17 protein-coding genes are annotated in these 14770 nt (G+C 61.1%); 5 read left to right on the top strand and 12 right to left on the bottom strand.

What is annotated here, in order from left to right; genetic code table 11:
* Positions 1-46: 46 nt before the first annotated feature.
* The 8 genes from AB8A23_RS12920 to AB8A23_RS12885 form a co-directional block, all read right to left on the bottom strand.
* A complete protein-coding gene (locus AB8A23_RS12920) occupies positions 47-808 on the bottom strand; it encodes an SDR family NAD(P)-dependent oxidoreductase (RefSeq protein ID WP_439059532.1) in 762 nt (253 codons plus the stop codon).
* A 48-nt stretch (positions 809-856) separates the two neighbouring features.
* Positions 857-2740 (bottom strand): feruloyl-CoA synthase, encoded by a 1884-nt coding sequence (locus tag AB8A23_RS12915; protein ID WP_439059533.1) that lies wholly within the window; start codon positions 2738-2740, stop codon positions 857-859.
* A gap of 60 nt (positions 2741-2800) precedes the next feature.
* The gene (locus AB8A23_RS12910) at positions 2801-3592 is read right to left on the bottom strand and encodes a crotonase/enoyl-CoA hydratase family protein (RefSeq protein WP_184511528.1); all 792 of its coding nucleotides are present in this window, start codon (positions 3590-3592) and stop codon (positions 2801-2803) included.
* A 164-nt stretch (positions 3593-3756) separates the two neighbouring features.
* Positions 3757-4689 carry a cyclase family protein gene (locus tag AB8A23_RS12905; protein ID WP_231079693.1) on the bottom strand — a complete coding sequence of 311 codons (933 nt, stop codon included), beginning with the start codon at positions 4687-4689 and terminating at the stop codon, positions 3757-3759.
* Between the two features lie 179 nt (positions 4690-4868).
* The gene (locus AB8A23_RS12900) at positions 4869-5333 is read right to left on the bottom strand and encodes a DUF3237 domain-containing protein (protein WP_439059534.1); all 465 of its coding nucleotides are present in this window, start codon (positions 5331-5333) and stop codon (positions 4869-4871) included.
* A gap of 4 nt (positions 5334-5337) precedes the next feature.
* Positions 5338-6648: a TRAP transporter large permease gene (locus AB8A23_RS12895; RefSeq protein WP_089265454.1), complete on the bottom strand. Its 1311-nt coding sequence runs from the start codon at positions 6646-6648 to the stop codon at positions 5338-5340.
* A gap of 5 nt (positions 6649-6653) precedes the next feature.
* Complete coding sequence (locus AB8A23_RS12890) at positions 6654-7148, bottom strand: TRAP transporter small permease (RefSeq protein ID WP_231081064.1); 495 nt, start codon at positions 7146-7148, stop codon at positions 6654-6656.
* Positions 7149-7413: 265 nt separating this feature from the next.
* Positions 7414-8436: a TRAP transporter substrate-binding protein gene (locus tag AB8A23_RS12885; RefSeq protein ID WP_320445237.1), complete on the bottom strand. Its 1023-nt coding sequence runs from the start codon at positions 8434-8436 to the stop codon at positions 7414-7416.
* 206 nt (positions 8437-8642) lie between these two features.
* Here AB8A23_RS12885 and pobA point away from each other — a divergent pair, with 206 nt between their 5' ends.
* Positions 8643-9815 carry a 4-hydroxybenzoate 3-monooxygenase gene (gene pobA, locus AB8A23_RS12880; RefSeq protein WP_093756847.1) on the top strand — a complete coding sequence of 391 codons (1173 nt, stop codon included), beginning with the start codon at positions 8643-8645 and terminating at the stop codon, positions 9813-9815.
* Between the two features lie 251 nt (positions 9816-10066).
* On the top strand, positions 10067-10486 hold the full coding sequence (locus AB8A23_RS12875; RefSeq protein ID WP_439059535.1) for a PaaI family thioesterase: 420 nt from the start codon (positions 10067-10069) through the stop codon (positions 10484-10486).
* 6 nt (positions 10487-10492) lie between these two features.
* Here AB8A23_RS12875 and AB8A23_RS12870 read toward each other — a convergent pair whose 3' ends face one another.
* Positions 10493-11392, bottom strand: coding sequence for a LysR family transcriptional regulator (locus tag AB8A23_RS12870; RefSeq protein ID WP_439059536.1), 900 nt, complete (start codon positions 11390-11392; stop codon positions 10493-10495).
* Between the two features lie 124 nt (positions 11393-11516).
* Between AB8A23_RS12870 and AB8A23_RS12865 the strand changes: the two genes are divergently transcribed.
* Complete coding sequence (locus tag AB8A23_RS12865; RefSeq protein WP_439059537.1) at positions 11517-12143, top strand: pyridoxamine 5'-phosphate oxidase family protein; 627 nt, start codon at positions 11517-11519, stop codon at positions 12141-12143.
* A 13-nt stretch (positions 12144-12156) separates the two neighbouring features.
* Here AB8A23_RS12865 and AB8A23_RS12860 read toward each other — a convergent pair whose 3' ends face one another.
* On the bottom strand, positions 12157-12882 hold the full coding sequence (locus tag AB8A23_RS12860; protein WP_439059538.1) for a glutathione S-transferase family protein: 726 nt from the start codon (positions 12880-12882) through the stop codon (positions 12157-12159).
* 58 nt (positions 12883-12940) lie between these two features.
* Positions 12941-13144, bottom strand: coding sequence for a hypothetical protein (locus AB8A23_RS12855; RefSeq protein ID WP_231079687.1), 204 nt, complete (start codon positions 13142-13144; stop codon positions 12941-12943).
* Positions 13145-13247: 103 nt separating this feature from the next.
* On the opposite strand from AB8A23_RS12855, the gene AB8A23_RS12850 reads away from it, so the two are divergent.
* Both AB8A23_RS12850 and AB8A23_RS12845 read left to right on the top strand, forming a co-directional pair.
* Complete coding sequence (locus tag AB8A23_RS12850; protein WP_231079686.1) at positions 13248-13946, top strand: helix-turn-helix transcriptional regulator; 699 nt, start codon at positions 13248-13250, stop codon at positions 13944-13946.
* A gap of 60 nt (positions 13947-14006) precedes the next feature.
* Entirely contained in the window at positions 14007-14336 is a 330-nt protein-coding gene (locus tag AB8A23_RS12845; protein ID WP_439059539.1) for a YkgJ family cysteine cluster protein, read from the top strand.
* Between the two features lie 11 nt (positions 14337-14347).
* On the opposite strand, the gene AB8A23_RS12840 is transcribed toward AB8A23_RS12845, so the two are convergent.
* Positions 14348-14764: a hypothetical protein gene (locus AB8A23_RS12840; RefSeq protein WP_068735003.1), complete on the bottom strand. Its 417-nt coding sequence runs from the start codon at positions 14762-14764 to the stop codon at positions 14348-14350.
* Positions 14765-14770 lie beyond the last annotated feature (6 nt).

The raw sequence follows: 14770 nt of genomic DNA, 5'->3' as shown, positions 1-14770 counted from the left end.
CGCCCGTACCGGTAAAGGGCTGGCGCACTGATGCTTTGCCGCAAGCTTAACGTGGCGCCATGCGCAGCGAGGCGTCGAGCCGGACCACCTCGCCGTTGAGATACGGATTGTCGATCATGTGCAGTGCGAGAGACGCGAATTCGTCGGCATGGCCGAGCCGGCGTGGGAACGGGATCGCTGCGGCGAGACTGTCCTGCGCCTCCTGCGGCAGGCCCGCCAAAAGCGGCGTCATGAACAGGCCCGGCGCGATGGTCAGCACCCGAATGCCAAACTGGGCCATTTCGCGGGCAATGGGCAGCGTCATGCCGACGATGCCACCTTTGGAGGCCGAATAGGCAGACTGGCCGATCTGGCCGTCATAGGCCGCCACCGAGGCCGTCGAGATCACCACGCCACGCTCGCCGGTCTCCAGCGGCTCCAGCTTGGACATCGGGTCCGTTGCCAGGCGGATCATGTTGAACGAGCCAATCAGGTTGACGCGGATGACCTTGTCGAAATCGCCGAGCGCCATCGGACCATCGCGGCCGATCACGCGCTTGGCGACGCCGATGCCGGCGCAGTTCACCAGCACACGCGCCGGACCGTGCGCCGTGGCGGCGGCGGCGACCGCGGCTTCGGCAGAGGCCGCGTCGGACACGTCGCAGGAAATGGCAACACCGCCGATTTCCTTGGCAACGGTTTCGGCGAGGGCGGTGTTGAGATCGAGCAGCGCGACTTTCGCGCCCTGCGCGGCGAGCCTACGGGCGGTCGCAGCGCCGAGACCGGAAGCGCCACCGGTGACGATAGCGGATTGGTTCTTCAGTTGCATGGTGTTCCTCCTGTGTTGATTTTTCTGCCGTTCATTGGCGGCTTTCAACTAGATCGCGATCACTTTCGCGACTTCCGGATTCCCATAGATATCGTCGATCAACCTGGCGCGATGCTCCAGCACGGCGCGCTGATTGACCGAGCCCTTGTCCGTGACCTCACCACGATCGATGGACAGCGGGGTGTCGAGCAGCACCGCCTTGGCAATCCGCGTGGACGAGCCGGTAGCACCGGCTATGAAACGTGCGAGGCGCTCACGGAACGCGTTGCGGACGATCGGATCATTGACTGCCGCAGCGAGGTCGGCCGCAGGAAGATCGGGATTGATCACACGGCAGCCATCGAGATCGAGAATAACGAGAGCTGCGAGTTCGTCGCGGTTGATGCCGGCGATGACCACATCGCGCACCAGCGGCGCGCAAGTGCCGACGAAGCGCGCGCGTAGCGGGCCGACACTGACCCAGGTGCCGCTGCCGAGTTTGAAATCCTCGGAGATGCGACCGTCGAAATCGAAGCCAGCGGAGAGATCATCGGGATCGACGGCCTTCAGCGCATCGCCGAAGATGTAATAGCCTTCCTCGTCGAACGCCTTCGCGGTCAGTTCCGGCTCGCGCCAGTAACCCGGCGTGATGTTCGGCCCCTTGGCGCGCACTTCCATCTTGCCATTGTTCGGCACCAGCTTGGCATCGTTGCCCGGCACCGGAAGACCGACATGGCCGGAACGGCTGGTCACGGGATTGACGCACATGAAGAAGGGCGAGGTCTCGGTTGCACCGAGACCCGTCAGCATCGGCACGCGCACGCCCGTGGTTTGCACCGACAGTTCGTCAAGACTGTCCCAGACATAGGCGGACAGCGCTGCCCCTGAAAAGAACATCGCATGCAGTCGTGCAAAGAATTTTTCACGCAGCTCTGCATCTTCACGCAAATACGGCAACAACGATTCATACCCTTTGGGGACGTTGAAATAGACCGTCGGCGAGATCTCGCGGAGATTACGAATTGTCTGTTCGATACCCACGGGCGTCGGCTTGCCGTCGTCGAGATACATCGAACCGCCATTGAACAGCGTCAGCCCGATATTGTGATTGCCGCCAAATGTATGATTCCATGGCAGCCAGTCGATGATCACCGGCGGCTCGTCCTTCAGGAAGGCCAGTGTATCGCGCAGCATGATCTGGTTGGCGCACATCATGCGCTGTGTATTGATCACGGCCTTCGGATTGCCGGTGGAGCCGGAGGTCAGCAAAAACTTCGCAATGGTATCCGGACCGATGGCTGCGTTCGCAGCGTCGAGATTGGCGGCCTCCGGTGTCACGAGCAGATCGGAGAGTTTGGTCACGCGCCGGTCCGGCAGAGCGCCGGTACTTACGACGACTTCAGTGCCTTCGGGCACATTGAAGTGAATAGCGTTCGTAAACGCATTGGCGTCATCGACGAAGACCAGCCCCGGCGTCAGCAGCTTCATGAGATAGCCGAGCTTGCCGTAGTCCTTCGACACCAGCGAATAGGCCGGCGACACCGGAGCGTAGGGAATGCCGGCATAGAGCGCGCCGAAAGCGATCAGTGCGTGATCGACGGAATTGCCCGAGAGAATGACAATGGGCTTGTCGGCGGACAGCTCGCGCGACAGCAGCGCCGAGGCGATGTGGCGCACCGCATCCAGCATCTGCGCGTAAGTGACTTCACGCCAGCCGCCGCCTTCCGCGCGCTCAGCCATGAAGACGCGATCCGGCGCTTCCCTGGCCCAGTGATGCAGATAGTCGGTGACACGGTCCGGATAGTCGCCGATGGCATTGGTCGGACGCAGATAGATGGTGCCGTCGTCGTGGCGCTCGATGGTGACCGCGGGATCGCCATAGGAAATCGGCCGCAGCGGATGCGCGGTTATCGCTCGCTTTGTCTGATCGATTTTGTCGGCACTTGCAGACATTGTTTCCGCCCTGTGTATTCGTCCCGATTTTTTGTTTTTATTGGTTGTCGTTCTCGCGGATCAGCCGGGCTTCACCTTGCCGGCCTTGCGCTCCAGAAAATCCCTGATGCGATTTTTCGCCTCCTGATCGCTCTGCGCCACCGACGCCATCAGTGCTTCCAGCATCAGCCCGGTCTGCGGACTGGCTTCGGCGATCAGCGGCAAGGCCTGCAGCACGGCGAAATTTGTCAACGGTGCGTTCTGCGCGACGCGCTCGGCAAGCTCTATGGCCTTGGGCAAGGCGCCGCCGGCTTCCGTCAGATACTGGGCGAAGCCGAGCGCCATGCCTTCCTCCGCCTTGTAAACACGGCCGGTGAGCATCATGTCGGCCATCCGGTGCACACCGATCAGTCGCGGCAGACGCATCGAGCCGCCACCACCGACGAAGATACCGCGACTGCCTTCCGGCAGCGCGTAATAGGCCGAGGGATCGGCAACGCGAATATGCGCGGAGCAAGCCAGTTCAAGGCCGCCACCGATGACGGCACCCTGCAGCGCTGCAATCACCGGCACGCGGCAATGCTGGATGATATCGAACACCCGGTGCCACATCCGCGAATGCATCAAGCCGGCTGTCGCGTCGCGCTCGGTGAGTTCGGACAGATCGAGACCCGCGGAAAAATGCCCGCCGATGCCGTGGACGACGACGGCACCGATTTCCTCGGGCAGCGACGCGAAGCAACGCTCGATGTCCAGGATCAGTCCATCGTTCAGCGCGTTGCGCTTGGCAGGACGGTTCAGGCCCACGATCAGCACGCGGCCTTGGGTTTCGATCTGGAGCATGGCAGCGGTAGCGGCGACGGCTTGGTTCATGAGCGCGATTAGGTCCTGGCTAGAATAATTATATCTTATAACGAATAGCGCATGAGTCAATCTTGCGGTGCAATAGGCTGATCTCGTCCTGCATAAAGTCAGGTATTCCGGTGCGACAGCGATCCGGTCTCGCCTGATAGACCGGATCGCCTCTCTTACCAGGGCTAGCGGATCGCCACCGGGTTGATCATGCTCTGCACACCGCCCTTGAAGCGGGGCTGACCAAGCACGAACAGGAACTCGTAGCCTTTGTCCTTGGCCAGTTCGGATGTGTCCATGTTTTCGAGGATGTAAGTCCCGTTCATCGCCAGAAGTATCTGGTGGATTTCAAATACATTGCCGGTTTCGAACGGCAGCACCTCGACGCCCCAGGTATCGGCGCCGACCGCGACGACACCCTTGCTGGTTAGATACTTAGCGCCCTCGGCGCCAAGGCCGGGCTCGCCGGCATTGTAGCGTTTATCGTCCTTGCCGAGCAGGCTGAGCCATCCCGTGTGGAACAGCACGACGTCGCCTTGCCTGATCTCAACGCCCTGCGCCTTGGCGACCTCCTCGATTTCCTTGACATTGAAAGCAGTGCCTTCCTTGACCACGTCGGTCTTGTAGTAGGCCGCCATGTCCAGCAGCACGCCACGGGTGACGAGCGGCGGCACCTTGTCGATGCCGAGCTTCTTAAGGCCAGTAGGATCACCAAAGTCTGCAATTTTGTTGCCGTTATAGTAGACGTGATTGACGCCGAGATGGCCGAGCCCGTCCATCTGGCTGCCGACGCCGACCCAGCCGTTGAGCATGTCGTCGTTGTAGGTCGCGTGATTGGGACCGAGCCCGGGATTGCCGGCCTGACCGGGCTGTACCACGGTGATCTTGAAACCGCGGGGCGGATAGGCCGGCGTGTCAGCGCCCACCGGAATGCCGAGCGCATAGGTCTTCCCGGTCTTCACCAGTTGCGCGGCCGACTTCACCAGATCGGGCTTCATGTAGTTGGCGGCGCCGATTTCGTCGTTTGGCCCCCATTTCGATTTGGTCCAGTCCTGCGCCAGCGCAGGCACAGCCATCAGTAGCGAAATCGCAGATCCAAGCACCCAGGCTCTCAGCATCGTCGCCTCCCTGTTTAACGCCGGCTTTTTGCCGGTCGATTGAGATTTAACACCAGAAATTGCGGAGAAAGTAAGCTGACACCTCCGCCATTGCGAGCGAAGCGAAGCAATCCAGAAAGCCAAGAACTGGATTGCCTCGTCGCTTTGCTCCTCGCAATGACAGCGGAGAAGATGGAGCCCTACAGCGCCTGATGCACCGCGAGTTCGACGCGATCGGGATGCCGTGCGCCGACGCCGATGAACAGGCTCTGCATCAGCCACCGATACCTGGGATGCCCTGTCTCGAACCTCGGCACCGAGCGGAAATAGATCAGCGCGGGATCGACCGCCTCGCCCCGAGCGATGCAATCAAGCGCCTCCTTCGGGCCAAAGCGGACGCCTATATTCTCGATATAGATCACGGCCCCGTCGTCGAGCTCGAACGTATATTTCGCTTCCAGCTCGGTGAAGCCATCCGGACGGATAATCTGAAAATCGGCGCCGCCCGAATGGATCGTACCCTTGATGCCCTCGCCCTGCACAGTGCCGCCAAGGACCGGGATGACCCGGCGGATGCCATATCCGAGATCGCCGGCCACGATCGGCGTGCCGACCTTGATCGACAGGCTGAAGACATACTTCGTCGCAAGCTGCGGTGTCGTCATGATGTCATCCAATCATCCGCATCGGCAGCCAGGTGGCAATCAGCGGGAACAGGATCAGCAGCACGAGACGGATCAGGTCGGTAACCACGAATGGCAGCACGCCTTTGAATATCGTCGACATGCTGACGTCCTTGATCACGCTCTTGATGACGAACACGTTCATGCCAACCGGCGGGTGAATCAGGCCGAGCTCGACGGTCATGACAATGACGATGCCGAACCAGATCGGATCGAAACCAAGCGCCATAATCACCGGAAACACGATCGGCACGGTGAGGATCACCATGGCCATGGCATCCATCAGGCAGCCCAGCACCAGATACATCAGGAGGATCAGCGCCAGTACGCCGTAGGGGCCGATGCCGAGGCCGGTGAGGAACTCGGTGACGTGCTGCGGGGTCTGGGTAATCGTGAGAAAATAGCCAAAGCACAGCGCACCGATGAGCACGGTGAACACGGCGGCAGCGGTCCGCGTCGCTTGCAGCAATGACTGCAGGATGCCGTCCTTGTTCAGCTTGCCGCGCAGCACGCCGATGATGAAGGCGCCGACCGCGCCAACCGCACCGGCTTCGGTCGGGATGAAGAAGCCGCCATAAAGGCCGCCAATCACGAAGACGAACAGCAACAATGGCGACCAGACATCGCGGATCGCCGCGGCGCGCTCGCGCCACGAGGCTTTCGGGCCAGCCGGCAAGAAGCCCGGCTTGACCACGCCGATGATCGCAATGGTGATCATGTGCATGACGATAGCGAGCAGGCCCGGCACGATGCCGGCGATGAACAGCTTGCCTATGTCTTGCTGGGTAATAATGCCGTAAACCGCCAATACCGTGGACGGCGGCAGCATCGCGCCGAGCGTGCCGCCCACGGCGATGACACCCGTGGCGAAGCTCTGCGGATAATTGAAACGCCGCATTTCCGGATAGGCAACGGCGGAGAATGTCGCGGCCGTCGCCACCGACGAACCGGAGATCGCGGCAAAGCCGCCGCAGGCGGCGATGGTCGCGATGCCCAATCCGCCCTTCCAGTGGCCGACAAAGGTGTTGGCCGCGCGAAATAGTTCGCGGCTGATACCCGACACCGAAACGAAGGCGCCCATCAGGAGGAACATCGGGATCACGCCGAAGGAATAGTCCGTCACCGTCCGCATGGTAGTCTGGCCGACCAGTTTCAGCGCTGGCGCAAAACCAGTGAGATAGCCGAAGCCCGTGATGCCCACGAGCCCCATTGCCATGCCAACCGGCACGCGCAACAGCATCAACACGAACAGGCTGACAAAGCCGATGACGGCAACCGCTTCGTTACTGAGATCCATGCGATTTACTCTGCCGTCTTGATTTCGGGTTCATGCATCTCTTCCGGATGGAAGATCAGCCTGTAAGTGCGGATCGCGATCAACAGCACCGCCGAAACGTCGCCGATCCATGACAGCAGGAAGAACGGCCAGACCGGCAGTTGCAGATCCATGGTGACGATGTGGCTCGAATAAGTATCCACGACCTTGTCGAACAGCGTGTAGGTCTGCACGGTCACGACGAACAGCAGCACCAAGGTTGCGAACACGTCGATCCAGCGCTGATACTTTGGCGTGGCATTGGCCCAGACCAGATCGACGGTGATGTGCGAGCCGCGATAGGACGTCGCGGCGATGCCCCAGAAGATCAGCACGCCAAGCATGAACTGGCCGATATTATAGTAATCGGGGATCGTGACTGCGAAGAATTTGCGCATGAACACCGCGATGAAGGTATTCAGCGCGACGATACCGACGAAGAACGCGGCAATCCACTCGATGGAATCGATGAAGCGATCCATCACGTTCTTGCGGGGTGGATCCGGCGGAATGCCGAGGGCGCTGGATTGGGAGATTTCGGACGTGGCGGTCATCGTCGATGTCACAATGCTCAAGAGGAGAAGCCAGCCTCCGCCCTCTCGATCGTCATGCCCGGGCAGCGCGAAGCGAACTTCACTAGATGACCCGGGCATTCATCTTCTGGGTGGCGAAGGAAAGTGGATGGCCGGGTCAAGCCCGGCCATGACGTGGTGAGAGGTCCGTGCGATCAACGGACTCGGCGGAAAGCTACAGCCCCGCGTCGTGCTTCTTCAGCATCGCCTTGAGGTCGGCGTCGATGGCATCGGCGTCGCCGCCGGCCTTCTTCACGGCCGCAGCCCAGGCGGCGTTGAGCGGTTGAACGCCCTTCTTCCACTCGGCGAGCTGCTCGGGCGTCAGCTTGTAAACCTCGTGATCCGGAAGCGCCTTCATCTTGGTGCGGCCATTGGCTTCAAAGTCGACCCAGGGATCGGTGACCTTGGAGGCCCATTCCGGCGTGCAATGATCGTCGATGATCTTCTTCTGCGCCGCGGACATGGAATTATACTTGGCGAGGTTGATGTTGTAGGTGAACACCGTCGAATAGAGCGGCACGTCGATGTGATACTTGACCACCTTGTCGATGCCGAACAGAAAGATCGAGCCCCACGGGAACGCGATCTCGTCGGCAACGCCGCGTTCGATCGCATCGCGCGATTCCGGCGCCGAGGCCTGCACATTGGTGCCGCCGAACAGCTTGACCATTTCGCCGATAGTACTCTGCGCCGGGCGGACCTTCACGCCGTTGAGGTCTGACGGCACGACGATCTTCTTCTTGCCGTGGATCGATCCGGGATCGTGGATGAAAGCGAAGCACAGCTTCGTGTCCTTCATCTCGGTCTTGGCGTATTTCTGATACCACTCGTTGAGCGCGAGGGTACCCTTCTTGCCGTCCGAGAACACGAAGGGCAGCTGGCCTGCGGCCACGATGGGGAAGCGGCCGGGCTGATAGCCGGGATTCACATAGGTGATATCGGCGATACCATCGCGCGCCATGTCGTAATGATCGAACGCCTTGCCGAGCTGTTCCGAAGGGAATACCGACATCTTGATGCTGCCGCCCGAGGCTTTCTCGATATCGGCCGCCCAGGCCTGCGTGGCCGGCACCAGTGGATGCGCCGGCGGCACCCACAGCGATACTTTCATATTGACGGTTTTGTCTTGCGCCTGCGCCGGGCTCACTGCAGTCGTCAGACAGCCAGCCGCCAGCAATGCAAAGATTGCCCTTTTCATCGACGTCTCTCCCTCTACGCCCGTTTGGACGTGTTCTCTCGAACCTGTTCACCGGACCTTGAATGGCCCTTTGCGAATATTGTTATATGTTATAATCATCCTTGCAAGCGGTGCGATCGCACGCGTTGCGGAGCCAGTGTCGCGACCCCGCTTGACTTGTCAACTCAGTCGGACGACAGAGCCTATATCAACCGCGGGAGCAAGCGTTGCGAACGAAAGTTGCCATCATTGGAGCTGGTCCGGCTGGAATGTTGCTAGGGCAACTATTGCATGCCTATGGGATCGATAACGTCATTCTCGAGCGCAAGGATCGCGACTATGTCCTCGCCCGCATCCGCGCCGGCGTGCTCGAACAGGGCACCGTTGGCCTGCTGGAAAAGCTGGGGATTACCGAGCGCCTGCATCACGAAGGCCTGATCCATGACGGGATCGAACTTCTGTTCGGCGGAATTCGCCACCGCCTCGACCTGAAGAAGGCATCCGGCGGTAAGGTCGTTACCGTCTACGGCCAGACGGAGGTCACCCGCGACCTGATGGATGCCCGCGACAAGGCAGGGCTGACCACGGTCTATGACGCCGACAATGTCTCGCTGCATGATTTCGACGGCACAAGCCCCCGCGTCCGCTACGTCAAGGACGGCGTAAGCCACGAGATCGCCTGCGATTTCATCGCCGGCTGTGATGGGTTCCACGGCGTCTCGCGCCAGAGCGTTCCGGCCTCCGCCGTACAGACCTTCGAGCGCGTCTATCCGTTCGGCTGGCTCGGCCTGCTCTCGGATACGCCGCCAGTGTCGCATGAGCTGATCTACACCAATCACCAACGCGGCTTCGCGCTGTGCTCGATGCGCTCGATGACGCGCAGCCGCTATTACGTCCAGTGCTCCCTCGACGAAAAAGTCGAGAACTGGACCGACGACATGTTCTGGGACGAGCTGCGCCGCCGCCTCGACACGGAGGCCGCCGAAAGCCTCATCACCGGCCCATCGCTGGAGAAGAGTATCGCGCCGCTGCGTAGTTTTGTCGCGGAACCGATGCGTTTTGGCAGGCTGTTCCTCGCCGGCGACGCCGCCCACATCGTGCCGCCGACCGGCGCCAAGGGGCTCAACCTCGCGGCCTCCGACGTCCATTACCTGTCGATGGCGCTGCGCGAATTCTACGATGAGAAATCCTCGAGCGGTCTCGACTTCTATTCGGCCATCGCGCTGAAGCGCGTGTGGAAAGCGGTGCGTTTCTCGTGGTGGATGACCTCGATGATGCATCGCTTCCCCGACAATGACGGTTTCGGCACCAAGCTGCAGCAGGCCGAGCTGGATTATGTCGTACATTCGGATGTCGCGACGGCGTCGCTGGCGGAAAATTATGTGGGACTGCCCTATTAGGCCTTCCCACTCACACTCTGCATGTCGTCACCCGGCTTGACCGGGTGTCCCAGTAAAGACCGGCAAGTGTGATGACCCGAACCGCCTGCGTTTACTGGATCACCGCTTTCGCGGGTGACGACAGACTGAGTTTGGCGTTATCGCTGTCACACCTGTTTTAAACATCCCGTCAGACCCGTTTCAAACTTTGTTGGTCTGTCCTTTGCTTGTGCTTTCGCTTCTATGGCGCAAACAATCCGGATCGATGCGCCATGACTGACACCGCTATTCCCGACGGCTTCGCGCCGCACTATCGCAAGAGCCCCCTCACCACGCCGTGGGAGCCGATCTATTCGAAGGTGACCGACACCAATATCATCCTTGGTCTCCACATCGCCGAAGCGCACACCAATTCGCGCGGCATGGCACATGGTGGGCTGATCACGGCTCTGGCCGACAATGCGATGGGCCTGAGCTGCGGCCATGTACTGGGCGGCGGTGCGCGGCTGCTCACCGTGAATCTCTCTGCTGATTTTCTTGGCTCCGCGCAGATCGGGCAATGGCTGCAGATCGAGACCGAGGTCATCAAGACCGGCAAGCGTCTCTGCTTTGCGCAGGCACTAATCACGGCAGACGGCGAGCCGTGCGCCCGGGCCAACGGCACATTTAGCGTGGCCCCACCAAAAACGTAGCGATGGCTATCGCTTGCTGAAATCCCACCGGCAGGTTTCGGCGGCAAGATCGATGAAGACGCGCACTTTCGCCGACAACAAACGCGAGGTCGGATAGACGATGTGGATCGGCACCACCGGCGGCTCGAACTTCGTCAGCACGCGCTTCAGCCGTCCCGCCTCCAGCCCCTCCGCAGCCTGATAGGCCAGCACGCGAGTCAGGCCGCCACCGTGCTCGGCGTGCCAGATGGCGGCATCGGCGACATCGGTGGTGAAGCGCGGCGTATGCGTGATGCGAACATCCCGGCCATCACGCACGAAGCGCCATTCCGGCGCTGACGCGATCGAACCGAACTGGATCGTGTCGTGCTTTGCGATATCCTCCGGTGCCGTCGGCTGGCCGCGCTGCGCCAGATAATCCGGCGACGCCACCACGATGCGCGACATGGTGCCGAGGTTGCGCGCCACGAGGCTGGAATCGGCGAGATCGCCGATCCGCACCGCGACATCGATGCCGTCCTCGACCAGGCCGACCATGCGATCGGTCAGCCGCAATTCACCCGAGACATCGGGATAGCGCTGCAGATAGGCCGAGATCAGCGGCGTCACATGCAGCCGCCCGAAGCCGACTGGCGCCGAGACGACCAGACGCCCGGTCGGCCTGGCCCGTTCGGCCTGCGCGGAGCCTTCGGCCTCCTCGATATCCGCGAGAATCTGGCGCGCTCGTTGCAGATAGCGCGCGCCGATATCCGTCAGCATCACCGAGCGCGTGGTCCGCTGCAGCAGGCGGGCGCCAAGGCGCTCCTCCAGCGCCGCCACCATGCGGGTGACCGCCGACGCGGAGAGTCTGAGCTTGCGGGCCGCAGGCGCGAACCCCTGCAGGTCCGCCACGGCGACGAAGACGGTCATGGCTTCGATGCGATCCATCGCACCATTTCATATCCCGCAATAATGAAGTGTCAATTCAGATAATTGTTCTTATGCGAGGAAAGAGCCACGTTGAAGCGATCGCGAACGTATCCCGTTCAGAACTCCAATCAGGGAGTAAGCCATGTCAGACATCCACACCTATTCCAGCGACATTGCCTTCACGCCGACGGTCAAGGCGATCCAGACCCGCAAGGGTTCGCGTTCCGGCTATGCGCATGTCGAGGAAAATGGCGGCTGGCGCACCGAGATCGACGACAATCTCGCATCGTTTCTCGCCGAGGCGAACAGCTTCTTTCTGGCTACCGCCAGCGCTGACGGCCAGCCTTATATGCAACATCGCGGCGGGCCGAAGGGGTTCGTGAAGGTGCTCGACAAACAGACGCTCGCCTTTGCGGATTATAGCGGCAACCGGCAATACATCACCCAGGGCAATCTGGCCGAGAATCCAAAGGCCAACATCTTCATCATGGATTACGCGCATCGCCGCCGGGTCAAGCTCTGGGGCACCGCGCGGGTGGTCGAGGACGACCCGGCCTTGATGCGATCGCTGATGCCACAAGGTTATCGTGCGAAGCCTGAGCAGGTCATCCTGTTCACGATCGCTGCGTGGGATACCAATTGTCCGCAACATATCCCGCAGAAATTCGATGCGGCCGATGTCGCGGCGGTGTTGGCAGCGCGCGATGCGCGGATTGCGGAGTTGGAAGCAGAACTGGCGACGCTGAAGGGCGCAGCGTCGCCGCATTAAAGGCGACGCAGCGTCAGGCAGCGACGCTGCACTGCCAGGCGTGCTCGGGATAATACTCTGCCATCATCCGATCCACATAGGTGACGAGGTTGCCGTAGCGGTGCAACTGACGCTGCAGGGGTGACGGAAACAACGGCGACATGATCCCGGCCAGAACGCCGAATGCGGTCGCATCGACACCCGCCGGGCGGTTGCTCATCAAGTGAGACTTCCCGGCCAGCAGCACCGACAGAGCCATCAGCGAACGATCCGCGAGTTGTAGCGCCTCATCGGCAGGATGCCGGCCGAGGCCGTTCGCCAGATGGTTCTGAATGACGGATTTGCGCGCGGATGCACGAATCTCGTCGCGCTGCGCTTCGGGAATGCCGTCGAAGAAATGCGACGGTCCCTTGGCGAAGTTATCGGCATCGACCCAGCGCACCCCGACAAGTGCCCAGTAGAGATGATGCTCGATCATCCGCTCGATCGCCCAGGCCTGAGCGCGCTGGGCGAGATCGAGACCCCTATCGAAATCGACGTCATATTTGCGTTCGATATAGGCGCGGATAAAGGTGGAGTCGGCAATGCACTCAGCGCCGTCATCAATATAGGGCATCTGCCCTTTCGGCGAATCCTGCGGCCGTGCCGGTTGCTTCTCATAGGGCAAGCCGGCCATCTTGAGCTGGACTTCCGTCTTAGTAACGAAAGGGCTGATTTCCGGCAGGCCAAAGCCTGCACCTGCGCCGTGAAGGACGATCATGTGGTTTCTCCAAGTGATAAGGACAAGAGACTAGGCAGTCGCTGCTGCCACCGTGGTGTCAGCAGCCGTCACGCCGGGTCGCGCCGGCGACCCAGACACGCGTCTGGACCGCCGCGGTGGAAACCATGCGCCAGCCGAGCCCGATCAGGGCCCAGCGGAGGTCTCCCGACAGGGCGAGAATGGCGCGTTCCAGCAGCCATGCCCGGATGCGCCAGAGCCGGTCATCATGCGAAAAGACGGCGAGGCTATCGAAAGCGGTCATTGCAGAATCCTTCGTTCGTTTGAACCTGGACCCTGTATGACTGCCCCCTGCTGCCAACATGCTGTCAGCATCGACATCTGCCAACAAAGATAGAGGGACGACCATGAGACGCGCCGACCGCCTGTTTCAGATCATCCAGGTGCTTCGGCGCACGCGGAAGCCGCTGACGGCGGATGCCATTGCCGCCGAACTGGAAACGTCCAAGCGGACGATCTATCGCGACATCGCGACACTGATGGCGCAACGCGTCCCGATCCGCGGCGAAGCCGGCATGGGGTATATCCTCGAACGCGGCTTCGACATGCCGCCGCTGATGCTGACACCCGACGAGATCGAAGCCGCAGTGCTCGGCGCGCAATGGGTGATGGGGCACGCCGATCCGGCATTGGCCAAGGCGGCACAGAATCTCATCGCGAAGATCGCGGACACCGTGCCCGAGCGCTTGCGCCCCTTCGTGCTGGAACCCGCGAGCCGCGCACGGCCGCATTTCCGCGGCACCGCCGACAGCATGGATATGGTGCAGATGCGCGCGCATATTCATGCGGGCAAGAAGGTCCGGCTGCTTTACCGGGACGAAGCCGGTCGCGACAGCGAGCGCATCGTCTGGCCGATCGCGGTGGGTTATCTGGAAGCGGTGCGGCTGCTGGCGGCGTGGTGCGAGCTCCGCCAGGATTTCCGCAGTTTTCGAACCGATCGCGCAATCGAGGCCCATTTCCTCGATGAGAAGTATCCGGAGCGGCGTGAAGCATTGCGCAGCAAATGGCGCAAGACGCTGAGCTGGGAGCGGCCACAGGATACCTGAAACAGCCGAACCTGCATCTGCACGGCTGGCGAAACCGGCCCGATCGGGATAAACCGCGGCATGACAAGCCACGCAGCCACGATCAGTGAAGCCAGCCCATGCCAGGCCTGTGGTGCGTGCTGTTCGTATTCCAGCAACTGGCCGCGCTTCACCATCGAGGACGATGCCGATCTCGATCTGATCCCGGCCAAATATGTCAACGACCGTGAATCGGGAATGCGCTGCGACGGAGACCGCTGCAGCGCGCTGACCGGAAAAATTGGAGAGGCAACAGCCTGCGGGATTTATGCTGTGAGGCCGGACGTGTGCCGGACCTGCATGCCCGGCGATCCCGAATGCGCCATGGCGCGACGTCGGCACGGGCTGCCAATTTTGGCAGCCGCAGAGTAGTTGATGTCAGCTTACGCCGTGACGGCGTGAGCGAATTCCTTGTCATCCAGCTCGTCGTCGAGATCATCATCCATCGGCGCCAGCGTCGAGAGCGGCTTGGTCGACAGCGTGATGGCCTTGCGGTTGTGATAGGCCGACACCGAAGGACGCGCCACGGCGGTGTCGTGTGACAGCGCGTAGAGTGTGGAACCAACGCGGCCACCGAATTCGATCAGTTCGCGCTCGCTGCAGCTCGATGCGATCGAGATCGCCAGAGCGTGGAGATGACTGCGGCGATAGCAAAACAAGGCCAGCATCGCACGGACATCGGATGAAACGCTGGCCACGAGATGGGGCAGGCCATTTTCATTTGCACGATACATTGCACCGAGCAGATCTTCCTCGACGGGGCAAAAATCGTTCTCAAAAGCTTGACGGCTAGACCGCATGGGGTT

Origin of the sequence: Tardiphaga sp. 619_E2_N8_4, assembly GCF_051810905.1 — a bacterium.
GTDB classification, from domain to species: Bacteria; Pseudomonadota; Alphaproteobacteria; order Rhizobiales; family Xanthobacteraceae; genus Tardiphaga; species Tardiphaga robiniae.
This window is presented reverse-complemented; position numbering and strand designations above follow the sequence as displayed.

What these genes read in the sequence shown, in the direction of transcription:
- AB8A23_RS12920 (WP_439059532.1), bottom strand. Translation starts at nt 808, where the DNA reads ATGCAACTGAAGAACCAATCCGCTATCGTCACCGGTGGCGCTTCCGGT.
- AB8A23_RS12915 (WP_439059533.1), bottom strand. Translation starts at nt 2,740, where the DNA reads ATGTCTGCAAGTGCCGACAAAATCGATCAGACAAAGCGAGCGATAACC.
- AB8A23_RS12910 (WP_184511528.1), bottom strand. Translation starts at nt 3,592, where the DNA reads ATGAACCAAGCCGTCGCCGCTACCGCTGCCATGCTCCAGATCGAAACC.
- AB8A23_RS12905 (WP_231079693.1), bottom strand. Translation starts at nt 4,689, where the DNA reads ATGCTGAGAGCCTGGGTGCTTGGATCTGCGATTTCGCTACTGATGGCT.
- AB8A23_RS12900 (WP_439059534.1), bottom strand. Translation starts at nt 5,333, where the DNA reads ATGACGACACCGCAGCTTGCGACGAAGTATGTCTTCAGCCTGTCGATC.
- AB8A23_RS12895 (WP_089265454.1), bottom strand. Translation starts at nt 6,648, where the DNA reads ATGGATCTCAGTAACGAAGCGGTTGCCGTCATCGGCTTTGTCAGCCTG.
- AB8A23_RS12890 (WP_231081064.1), bottom strand. Translation starts at nt 7,148, where the DNA reads ATGGATCGCTTCATCGATTCCATCGAGTGGATTGCCGCGTTCTTCGTC.
- AB8A23_RS12885 (WP_320445237.1), bottom strand. Translation starts at nt 8,436, where the DNA reads ATGAAAAGGGCAATCTTTGCATTGCTGGCGGCTGGCTGTCTGACGACT.
- AB8A23_RS12875 (WP_439059535.1), top strand. Translation starts at nt 10,067, where the DNA reads ATGACTGACACCGCTATTCCCGACGGCTTCGCGCCGCACTATCGCAAG.
- AB8A23_RS12870 (WP_439059536.1), bottom strand. Translation starts at nt 11,392, where the DNA reads ATGGATCGCATCGAAGCCATGACCGTCTTCGTCGCCGTGGCGGACCTG.
- AB8A23_RS12865 (WP_439059537.1), top strand. Translation starts at nt 11,517, where the DNA reads ATGTCAGACATCCACACCTATTCCAGCGACATTGCCTTCACGCCGACG.
- AB8A23_RS12860 (WP_439059538.1), bottom strand. Translation starts at nt 12,882, where the DNA reads ATGATCGTCCTTCACGGCGCAGGTGCAGGCTTTGGCCTGCCGGAAATC.
- AB8A23_RS12855 (WP_231079687.1), bottom strand. Translation starts at nt 13,144, where the DNA reads ATGACCGCTTTCGATAGCCTCGCCGTCTTTTCGCATGATGACCGGCTC.
- AB8A23_RS12850 (WP_231079686.1), top strand. Translation starts at nt 13,248, where the DNA reads ATGAGACGCGCCGACCGCCTGTTTCAGATCATCCAGGTGCTTCGGCGC.
- AB8A23_RS12845 (WP_439059539.1), top strand. Translation starts at nt 14,007, where the DNA reads ATGACAAGCCACGCAGCCACGATCAGTGAAGCCAGCCCATGCCAGGCC.
- AB8A23_RS12840 (WP_068735003.1), bottom strand. Translation starts at nt 14,764, where the DNA reads ATGCGGTCTAGCCGTCAAGCTTTTGAGAACGATTTTTGCCCCGTCGAG.